Here is a 10,121-nt window from a genome sequence, read left to right on the forward strand (position 1 = left end):
ACTAACGAAGGACTATGACTATGAAACTGACCAAACCATTCACCGCCGCATTCACCGGCGTAGCACTCCTCGCTTCCACCGCAGCCTGCGCGCAAACGCAAACTCTCCCAAAGCCGGTTGAGACCACGCAGGTCCCCGCCGAGACTGTCGAGATGGCTGCTACCGGCGCACCTGCTTTGTGGAAGGTGGCCGACGAAGACACCACCATTTATTTGTTCGGTACGGTCCACGCCCTGCCCGCAGACGTCGACTGGTACAAAGGCGCGGTCAAAACTGCGCTCGATGAAAGCTCGGTGCTCGTCACCGAAATCGACATGACCGACGAAACAACCGCTCAAATGCAGCAATTGGTCGGCCAAATGGCGCTGCTTCCACCTGGCACAACACTACGCAGCCTGCTCAGCGAAGAGCAAACTGCCACTTATGAAGGGGCTTTGGCGTCACTCGGCACGCCCGCTGCCGCTCTCGACCCGCTGGAGCCATGGTTTGCCGCAATCGCCATGTCGCAGATCGCCTTTCAAAAGGCGGGCATTACCGGAGAGAATGGAACTGAAACCGTGCTCGAAGCTATCGTTGGCGAAAGCAAGGAACGCGCAGCACTGGAGACGGTCGAATTTCAGCTCGGTATTTTCGACAGTCTTCCGCAGGATGCACAAGTCAAGTATCTGATCGATGCAGCCGAAGAGATCGACAATCTCGCACCAGAACTGCAAAAGATCATCGATGGCTGGGCCGTGGGTGATGTCGAGCGCGTCGCCGCACTCTTGAACGAGGCCATGCAAGAAGACCCCGCTCTCGCTGAGGCGCTCCTTTACGAGCGCAACAGCAATTGGGCCGAATGGATCCAAGCACGTCTCGACGAGCCGGGGACTGTCTTCATGGCTGTCGGTGCAGGTCACCTCGTCGGTGAGAAGAGCGTTCAGGATTACCTCGTCGAACGCGGCATCCAGTCTGCCCGAGTGCAATAGTGCCAGACAGCACATTTTACCGCATCAGCGCCCGCATTGTCGCCCCATTGGCAGCATTGCTGGCGCTGGCTGCGTGCGGTGACAAACCGGGAGGAGAGGCTGCGCCGCCAGCCTCTCCTCCTTTTTATGAAATCGCCAATGCCGACGGAGATGTGGAGGGCTGGATGCTAGGCACCATCCATGCCCTTCCCGACAACACTCATTGGCGCACCGCGGCCATTGACGACGCGATGCAATCCGCAGACATCGCTGTCGTGGAGATCGCTGATCTTGATAACCGCGCGAAACTGACGGCAGTTTACACGGAACTCGCAACCACTCCCGGCATGCCCGAACTGTCAGAGCGGGTTCCCGACGAAGAGCGCACTGCCCTTTTCACTTTGCTGGCGCGTGGCGGGCTGGATGCCAGCGGCTTTGGTTCGACAGAGACCTGGGCCGCTGCCATCCAGCTCGCGCAAATCGGCACGACGGGGAAACCGGCAAACGGCGTTGATCGAGCCGTGATCCGCGAATTTTCAGGTCGCAATGTAATCGAGCTGGAAGGTGCCGAGGCACAGCTAAGTATATTTGATCAATTGGCCGAGGAAGATCAGCGCGCTTTGCTGTCCGGCGTGGTCAAGGAGGCTAAGCAACTCGAAGATGATCCTGCGCGACTTCGCACCGCATGGCTTACCGGCGATGATGCAACATTGGTCGAAGCCACCAGCACCGGGATCATGGCCGACCCAGAGGTTCGCGAAGCCTTGTTAGTGGCGCGCAATCGCGATTGGACGCAGGTTTTGCTGCCAATGCTTGAAGACGAAAAACGCCCTCTTATTGCCGTGGGCGCAGGTCACCTCGTTGGCCCGGATAGCGTCGGGGCGATTCTTGAAGCCGCAGGTTATTCGGTCCGCCGCATCAAATAGGCGGCTCCCGCACGCTGCCCTCCCACTCGATAATCCTTGCCAAACCCGCATCTGCTCTCTAATGGCGCGCCCTTCGACATCATGGTCATCCCTGGAGGCGTGATGGTCGAAAACAAAACCATACACCGTATTTGAAAGGTAGACGATTATGAGCGACGCTCTGACACTGCCGGCCGAAGCACGCGAACGGGCAGGCAAGGGAGCCTCCCGAGCACTCCGTCGCGAAGGCCGCATTCCCGCTGTTATTTATGGCGGCAAGGAAGAACCAACCCCGATCCACGTCGAAGAGAAAGAACTGGTGCGTCAGCTGAACACCGGTCACTTCATGAACTCGATCGTGACGATTGATATCGGCGGCGAAAAGGTTCGCACCCTGCCAAAAGACGTTGCTTTGCATCCCGTCACCGATCGCCCGCAGCATGCTGATTTCTTCCGCATGGTCAAAGGCGGAAAGATCGACGTTAGCGTTCCAGTTGTCTTCGTGAACGAAGAAGAATCGCCAGGCCTTAAGAAGGGCGGCGTTCTCAACGTGGTCCGTCACGAGCTTGAGCTGACCTGTGAGAACGACAAGATCCCAAGCGAGATCGAGATCGACGTAACCGGCAAGGAAGTCGGCGATTCGATCCACATCAGCGAAATCACTCTGCCAGCCGGCAGCGAAAGCGCGATCACCGACCGCGACTTTACGATTGCCACGCTGGTTGCTCCATCCGCGCTCAAGAAGTCGGAAGAGGAAGCGACTGAAGGCGAAGATCAGACTGGCGAGGACATGGAAGCTGGCGAAACCGCTGCGACCGAACAGGGTCCAGACGACGACGCTGCTCAGGAACAAGAAGACAAGAGCTAGGCTCTTTCTTTAGTCGAAGATCACCAAGGCGGCGGGTTCCTAACGGAACTCGCCGTTTTCTTTTGTACTCGCGCTCGTTAGAGGGAGCACCATGCAGCTTTGGGTTGGCCTAGGAAATCCCGGACCGAAATACACCATGCACCGGCACAATGTCGGCTTCATGGCATGTGATGTGCTGGCCGAAATGCACGGCTTTGGCCCGGTGCAAAAGAAGTTTCAGGGTTGGGTTCAGGAAGGGCGCATCGGCGATCACAAAGTGCTGCTTCTAAAGCCCGCGACCTTCATGAACGAAAGCGGTCGCAGCGTCGGCGAGGCCATGCGCTTCTACAAGCTGGATATGGACGCGCTGACCGTATTTCATGACGAGCTCGACCTTGCGCCGTTCAAAGTGAAGGTAAAGCAAGGCGGAGGCACAGCAGGACATAACGGCCTGCGCTCCATCGACAAGCATCTGGGCAAAGACTTTCGCCGCGTTAGGCTCGGCATCGGGCATCCGGGCCACAAGGATCGCGTGTCAGGCTATGTCCTCGGCAATTACGCCAAGGCAGAGCAAGACGCATTGGTGACCATGCTTGGCGCGATTGGGGCAGAGGCGGAATGGCTTGCCGATGGCGATGATCCGCGCTTCATGAGCGAGATCGCGCTAAGGCAGCAGTGACGGGGCTGGAGTGACGGGGCAGAAATGAGCAATCCTTACGAAGAAATGCGTCGAATGAGCGTCGGCCAGATTGCGCAGGGCGTTGGCTTGCAAGCGGTAATATTCTGCGTCATCGGAGTTGGCATATGGTATCTGGCTGGCCGCGAACTCAGCGCCTTTGTCAGCATATCGCTCCACGAAGTTGCGCTGGGCGCGGCCGTCGGTCTCGTCTTCATCGCCATCGCGCACATCACCTTCAAAGGTTTCCCGAAGCTGTCGGAAAAATTAGTACGCTTGCAGGCGCGCAATTTCGGGTTCCTTGAAAAGCAGCTCGGTATGCCGATGATCATCTTCATTTCGATCTGCGCAGGCGTGGGCGAGGAAGCGCTGTTTCGCGGCGGAATGCTGACGCTGATCGACAATTACACGCCGTTCTGGATTGCGCTGGTCGGCTCCAGTCTGGTCTTCACCTTAATTCACTTTGCCAAGCCTCTGATCGCGACGATCATCTTCATCATCGGCGCGGCTTTCGGCCTCATCTATTGGTGGACCGGCAGCCTGCTCGCAGTGATGATCGGACACGCTGTGTATGATGTATACGCACTGTGGTATCTGCAAAAGGAAATGCACCGCCTCGACGTCTTTGAACCGCTCGAAGACATTACAGAAGAACCTGAAGCCGCCGCTCCCCCTGCGGCCTGACCCTTTTAAAAGGAATCCCTCATGCCATCACTCAACCGCCGCACACTTCTTGCTGGAGCCGCCGCCACCGGCGCGCTCGCCGCGACCGCCTCTTTCGCACAGGAAGACATTCTGACCGCTCCAGCTGATTTCATCGGCAAGAGCATCCTTATCACCGGCTGCTCGACCGGCTTCGGGCGGCTGATGGCTGAGGACTTCGCGCGCAAAGGCGCCAAGGTGTTCGCCACCATGCGCAACCTGCCGCGCACCGAGGCTAGTGAACTTGAAGCTTTGGCCGAAACGGACAACCTCGACCTCACCGTTATCGAGATCGACGTCACTGACGATGCGCAAGTCGCCGCCGGTGTCGCCCGCGCAGAAGAACTGGCAGGCGGCGCCATTGATGTCTTGGTCAACAACGCAGGCATCTCCTTCGGCGGCCCGGTCGAAATTCAGGACATGGAGGCGACAAAGCTCACCTTCGACACCAATGTCTATGGCCCGCATCGGATGGCGCGCGCGGTCCTTCCCGCGATGCGCGCGGCGAAATCAGGCCAGATCTTCAATGTCTCCTCGCAGCTCGGGCGGGTGATCGTGCCGAGCTTCGGCCAATATTCGCCGACCAAATTCGCGCTCGAAGCGATGAGCGAACAGCTCGCCTATGAACTGGTCCCGCACGGCATCGAAGTGACCATCATCCAGCCGGGCGGCTATCCGACGCAAATCTGGAAGAACTCGAACGAGAACAGCCTCGAACTGCTCAGCCGCGCCGAAGAGAAGCACACAGCGGGCTATCCCGCTCTGATCGAACCGCTGGGCAAGCGCACCGGCGGCGGATCGACCGATCCGATGGATGTGCCAAACGCCATCGCCGAGATTATCGCCATGCCCACAGGCACCCGCCCGCTGCGCCGCGCCGTGCACCCAGGTGCGAAACCGCAAATGGCGATCAACGATCTATCCGCGAAGGTACAGGTCGGCATGCTGGGCGAGAGCCCCTATGGTCCGTGGATCAAGGCGGTTCACAACGTCTGATCCAATTGCATGGCAGGCTGGCGTTCGCGCGCATCCCCCGCTAAGGGGCACGCTTTCGCATCCATACGAGAGTACAGCACATGGGATTCCGTTGCGGGATCGTGGGCCTTCCCAATGTCGGCAAGTCCACCCTTTTTAATGCATTGACCGAAACGCAGGCCGCGCAGGCCGCGAACTATCCGTTTTGCACCATTGAGCCGAATGTCGGCCAGGTCGCTGTGCCGGATGAGCGGCTCGACAAAATCGCAGCGATTGCTGCCAGCAAAAAGGTCATCCCGACGCAGCTCGGCTTTGTCGACATTGCGGGTCTTGTGAAAGGCGCGAGCGCTGGCGAGGGTCTGGGCAACCAGTTCCTCGGCAACATCCGGGAAGTCGATGCGATTGTGCACGTCCTGCGCTGCTTTGAAGACGACGACATCCAGCACGTCTCGAACAAGGTCGATCCGATTGCCGATGCCGAAGTGGTCGAAACGGAATTGATGCTCGCCGATCTCGAAAGCCTTGAGAAACGGGTTGAGAATGCGAAACGCCGCGCGACCGGCGGCGACAAGGAAGCCAAGGCACTCGCATCTGTGCTTGGTCAAGCGCTCGATCTGCTCAAAGACGGCAAGCCCGCGCGCCTCACCGAGCCGAAGGATGACGAGGAAGAACGCCTGTTCGCCAACGCGCAGCTGCTCACCGCAAAGCCAATCCTTTATGTCTGCAACGTCGCCGAAGACGAAGCAGCCCAAGGCAATGACCTGTCAGCCAAGGTGTTCGAAAAGGCCGCGGTCGAAGGCGCACAAGCTGTGGTCGTCTCCGCCGCGATTGAAGCTGAACTGGTCGAAATGCCGGAGGAAGACCGCGCGGAATACCTCGCTGAGCTCGGTCTTGAGGAAAGCGGCCTCGCCCGCGTTATCCGCGCTGGCTACAAGCTGCTGGGCTTGCAAACCTTCTTTACCGCCGGGCCGAATGAAGCGCGCGCCTGGACCTTCCCTGCTGGCGCAAAAGCCCCGCAAGCCGCTGGCGAAATTCACACCGACTTCCAGAAGGGCTTCATCCGCGCCGAGACCATCGCCTACGAAGATTATATCGCGCTCAACGGCGAAGCAGGCGCGAAGGAGGCGGGCAAAATGCGGCAAGAGGGCAAGGATTACGACGTCCAGGACGGCGACATCATGCTGTTCAAGTTTAACGTTTGAGGTGGCTGGTCATTATTCCTGCAAAGCTGCGATTTTGCTGTCGACGCTTTTCACGAAACTTTTCACGTCATTCTTATCCAAAGGACTTGCATCTGAACCGTGGCGCAGCGCCAGCGCCTTCGAAATCAAGTCATCGCACTCGTTTTGATTGAGCCACCATCCGGCGCCCTCGGACTTTGACAGGATCACTCCGGTTTGGGCAGCGTAAACTGACCTTGCTGCATTGAGAGCCGAGTTGACCAGAAGCCGCGGTTCGTGAGAACGATCCAATTCGTCGAGGTGCCAACGAAGTTCTTCGCGCAAGGCCTCACGCAGAAGGGTAATCGGTATAACCCCGAATGCGTCCTTTGCGCGTTGGCCGAAAAGGGTGCGACCGGACTGCCGACAAAGCGCAAAGTCGATCAGAGTATCGCCAGCTACACCTGACGTTTCGCAATCTGTCCCCCAACTGGCACCGGTGGACAACGCGAATTCAAAGCGGCAATCGATGCTCGGATATCGCGCGATCTGCTGAGCACATAGGATAAACTCAAGACCTAGTGCGGGAACAGGACACTGCTCGTGTGACAGGACTCGCGCTAGTTGCACGCGCTCCGACTCTGAAACAGGACCTACGACCAGTCCAATGACGTCAATATCACTGGAGTCCGCGATCCAGTTCGATTGAGCCGCTGACCCGTGAAGGTATAATCCGACCAGGTTCTCATTGAGAATCCCTCTTGTGCGATCCACAAGCCGAGCCAGATAAGACTGCACGCTGCTGTTTCTCTCAATGCCGGCCAAACAGCTTCTCGACGTCTTCCATATCAAGCTTTACCCAGGTTGGCCGGCCATGATTGCATTGGCCCGAGCGCGGGGTAGCCTCCATCTCGCGCAGCAGCGCGTTCATTTCAGCGACGCTGAGCACGCGCCCTGCCCGCACCGATCCGTGGCAGGCCATAGTCGCGAGGACATATTCGAGCTTTTCTGAGAGCAGCAGCGCGCCGCTATCCTCATTCACCCCGTGCTTGGCAATGTCATCGGCCAGATCGCGCAGCAGCTTGTCCGAATTTGCGCCGCCTAGCGCATGCGGGATTGATCGGACGAGCATGGCCGATAGTCCGAAGCGCTCAATCGCGAGTCCGAACTTCGCAAGACCTTCGGCAGCGGCTTCGAGCCGGTCACAATCGGCCTCATCCAGCTCGACCACATCGGGCACGAGCAAAGCCTGCGCGCGAGCGGTCGCCTCCCCTGCCCCGGCTGCGCGGAGCCGCTCTAGTACGAGCCGTTCGTGCGCCGCGTGTTGATCGACGAGGATCAAGCCATCCTTGCTCTCAGCAACGATATAGGTGTTGGCGACCTGACCGCGCGCAATCCCCAGCGGATAGTCATGTTCCTCCTCGGCAATCGGGGTGGCTTCTTCCGCACGTCCGGTTGGCAGAGCGTGGTCGGTACGATCCGTCGCCTGCGCCTGCCAATCGGGGCGCGCCTCGGAGACCCGGTTTTGAGGAGCGCTCCAATCGCGCCCTTGGAAGATAGAGCGCAAGGCAGGCTGCACTTCGGGCCTCGCAGGCTCGGCCTGCCAGCGCTCCATCGCCGCGCGGTCTGGCCCTTGCGCGCTGCGGCGGTCCCCGGTCGCGAGCGCTTGCCGCAAGCCTGAAACGATAAAGCCACGCACCCCGCTCGCATCGCGAAAACGCACCTCGGTCTTGGCCGGATGGACATTCACATCGACCTCTTCGGGCGGCAATTCGAGGAACAGCGCAAGCACCGCGTGGCGATCGCGTGCGAGCATATCGGAATAGGCCCCCCGCACCGCGCCGACGAGCAGGCGATCCTTCACCGGACGACCGTTGACGAAAAGATATTGATGGTCCGCCACACCGCGATTGTACGTCGGCAGGCCAGCAAGGCCTGTCAGCCGGATCAGCCCTCCCGGCGTCTCGCGGCTGAGGTCAATCGGCACAGAGTTGTCTTTGAGTTCGCGTGCAACAATCTGCGCGACGCGATCAGCCAGCGGCTCATCCTGTTGGGTCGCGAGCACGCGGCGGCTCTTGCCATTGGCAACCTGCTCCAAGGTGAAAGCAATGTCGGGGCGCGCCATCGCAAGGCGGCGCACGACATCGAGACAGGCGATATATTCGCTGCGGGCGGTGCGCAGAAACTTGCGCCGCGCGGGCACTTTGGCGAACAACTGCTCGACCCGCACCCGCGTGCCTGGCGGAACAGCGGCGGGTTTGTCTTCCACCACCTCTCCATGATCGACGACCTTGCGCCAGGCGCTGTCGGCATCATGCGGGCGGCTTTCGAGCGTTAGGCGCGCGACACTGGCGATGGAGGGCAAGGCCTCTCCCCGAAAACCCAAAGTCGCGACCTGCTCTATCGCGTCATTAGGCAGCTTCGACGTGGCGTGGCGTTCGAGTGCCAGCTCCATCTCATTCGGGCTCATTCCGCAGCCATTGTCGGTGACTTCAAAGCGGGTGAGGCCGCCATCGGTCAGCCGCACATCGATCCGCGAGGCACCGGCATCAATCGCGTTTTCGACTAGCTCCTTGAGCGCAGCAGCGGGCCGTTCAACAACTTCGCCAGCGGCAATACGGTTGACCAAATCGCTGGGGAGGCGGCGAATGAGTGGCTTGTTTTTGGGCATTTATCGTATGCTAGACGCCGCGCGCCGCAATTTCGAGGGCAACGGGGGAAAATCCGTGCTCCGTCAACAATTATTTTGGCCTTTTTGCGACGGATTCGCTAGGCCGAATCGGTGTTGTCATCAAAGGGACCATGGGGCCGCAGGGGGACTGCGAAACCGGACCTTAAATCCACGGAAAACAAATAGAAATGAGCTTCTTTGCCAACCTGTTCAAATTCGGTTCTCAGAACATGGCGATTGACTTGGGAACAGCGAACACGCTGGTCTATGTCCAGGATCAGGGCATTGTCCTCAATGAACCGAGTGTTGTTGCCATCGAAACCATCAACGGAATCAAGCGGGTTAAAGCGGTTGGTGATGACGCCAAGATGATGATGGGCAAGACCCCTGACAGCATCGAGGCGATCCGACCGCTGCGCGATGGGGTGATCGCCGACATCGAAATCGCCGAAGAGATGATCAAGCACTTCATCCGCAAGGTGCATGGCAAGCGCAATCTGTTCCGATATCCCGAGATTGTGATCTGTGTGCCTTCGGGCTCTACTTCGGTTGAGCGCCGTGCGATCCGCGATGCGGCCTCCAATGCTGGCGCATCTGAAGTTCATCTGATCCTCGAACCGATGGCCGCAGCTATTGGCGCCGATATGCCAGTGACAGAGCCGGTCGGCAGCATGGTCGTCGACATTGGCGGTGGTACGACCGAGGTTGCGGTGCTCTCACTGCGTGGCCTTGCCTACACCACTTCGGTTCGCACGGGCGGCGACAAGATGGACGAAGCCATCGTTTCTTATGTCCGTCGACATCACAATCTGCTTATCGGGGACTCCACTGCTGAGCGTATCAAGAAAGATTACGGCGTGGCAGTCGTCCCGGAAGACGGCATTGGCGAGAGCATCGTCATCAAGGGGCGCGATCTGGTGAACGGCGTGCCAAAAGAGATCACGATCAATCAGGCGCATGTTGCAGAGGCTCTGTCTGAGCCAATCGGCGCGATTGTCGAAGGTGTGCGCATCGCGCTTGAGAACACCGCGCCGGAACTGGCCGCAGACATTGTCGATCAAGGCATCGTGTTGACCGGTGGCGGCGCGCTCATCCGCCGCCTGGACGAGCATCTTCGCGAAGAGACCGGCCTGCCCGTTTCAATCGCCGAAGACCCGCTGACGTGCGTCGCTGTGGGAACGGGGCGCGCGATGGAAGATCCGATCTATCGCGGCGTGCTGATGACCGCCTAAACCAAG

General features: G+C 59.1%; 10 protein-coding genes. 8 read left to right on the top strand and 2 right to left on the bottom strand.

Annotated features, from left to right (window positions below):
- Positions 1–20: 20 nt before the first annotated feature.
- The 7 genes from ACZ1GU_RS08785 to ychF all read left to right on the top strand — a co-directional run bounded on the left by ACZ1GU_RS08785 (position 21) and on the right by ychF (position 6,254).
- Entirely contained in the window at positions 21–968 is a 948-nt protein-coding gene (locus ACZ1GU_RS08785; protein WP_472647637.1) for a TraB/GumN family protein, read from the top strand.
- The gene (locus tag ACZ1GU_RS08790; RefSeq protein ID WP_472647638.1) at positions 968–1,873 is read left to right on the top strand and encodes a TraB/GumN family protein; all 906 of its coding nucleotides are present in this window, start codon (positions 968–970) and stop codon (positions 1,871–1,873) included. The genes ACZ1GU_RS08785 and ACZ1GU_RS08790 overlap by 1 nt, the downstream gene beginning before the upstream one ends.
- A gap of 148 nt (positions 1,874–2,021) precedes the next feature.
- Positions 2,022–2,720, top strand: a complete 699-nt coding sequence (locus tag ACZ1GU_RS08795) for a 50S ribosomal protein L25/general stress protein Ctc (RefSeq protein WP_472647639.1) — start codon at positions 2,022–2,024, stop codon at positions 2,718–2,720.
- Positions 2,721–2,811: 91 nt separating this feature from the next.
- A complete protein-coding gene (gene pth / locus ACZ1GU_RS08800) occupies positions 2,812–3,378 on the top strand; it encodes an aminoacyl-tRNA hydrolase (protein WP_472647640.1) in 567 nt (188 codons plus the stop codon).
- Between the two features lie 24 nt (positions 3,379–3,402).
- Positions 3,403–4,059, top strand: a complete 657-nt coding sequence (locus ACZ1GU_RS08805) for a lysostaphin resistance A-like protein (RefSeq protein ID WP_472647641.1) — start codon at positions 3,403–3,405, stop codon at positions 4,057–4,059.
- A gap of 21 nt (positions 4,060–4,080) precedes the next feature.
- Entirely contained in the window at positions 4,081–5,073 is a 993-nt protein-coding gene (locus ACZ1GU_RS08810; protein ID WP_472647642.1) for an SDR family oxidoreductase, read from the top strand.
- A gap of 80 nt (positions 5,074–5,153) precedes the next feature.
- Positions 5,154–6,254: a redox-regulated ATPase YchF gene (gene ychF, locus ACZ1GU_RS08815; RefSeq protein WP_472647644.1), complete on the top strand. Its 1,101-nt coding sequence runs from the start codon at positions 5,154–5,156 to the stop codon at positions 6,252–6,254.
- 12 nt (positions 6,255–6,266) lie between these two features.
- On the opposite strand, the gene ACZ1GU_RS08820 is transcribed toward ychF, so the two are convergent.
- Positions 6,267–7,037, bottom strand: a complete 771-nt coding sequence (locus tag ACZ1GU_RS08820) for an aminoglycoside adenylyltransferase domain-containing protein (protein WP_472647645.1) — start codon at positions 7,035–7,037, stop codon at positions 6,267–6,269.
- Positions 7,024–8,883 carry a DNA mismatch repair endonuclease MutL gene (gene mutL, locus ACZ1GU_RS08825; protein WP_472647647.1) on the bottom strand — a complete coding sequence of 620 codons (1,860 nt, stop codon included), beginning with the start codon at positions 8,881–8,883 and terminating at the stop codon, positions 7,024–7,026. The genes ACZ1GU_RS08820 and mutL overlap by 14 nt, the downstream gene beginning before the upstream one ends.
- A gap of 188 nt (positions 8,884–9,071) precedes the next feature.
- Between mutL and ACZ1GU_RS08830 the strand changes: the two genes are divergently transcribed.
- Positions 9,072–10,115 (top strand): rod shape-determining protein, encoded by a 1,044-nt coding sequence (locus ACZ1GU_RS08830; protein WP_472647649.1) that lies wholly within the window; start codon positions 9,072–9,074, stop codon positions 10,113–10,115.
- Positions 10,116–10,121: the final 6 nt, after the last annotated feature.

The organism is Erythrobacter sp. HA7-11, assembly GCF_055693605.1.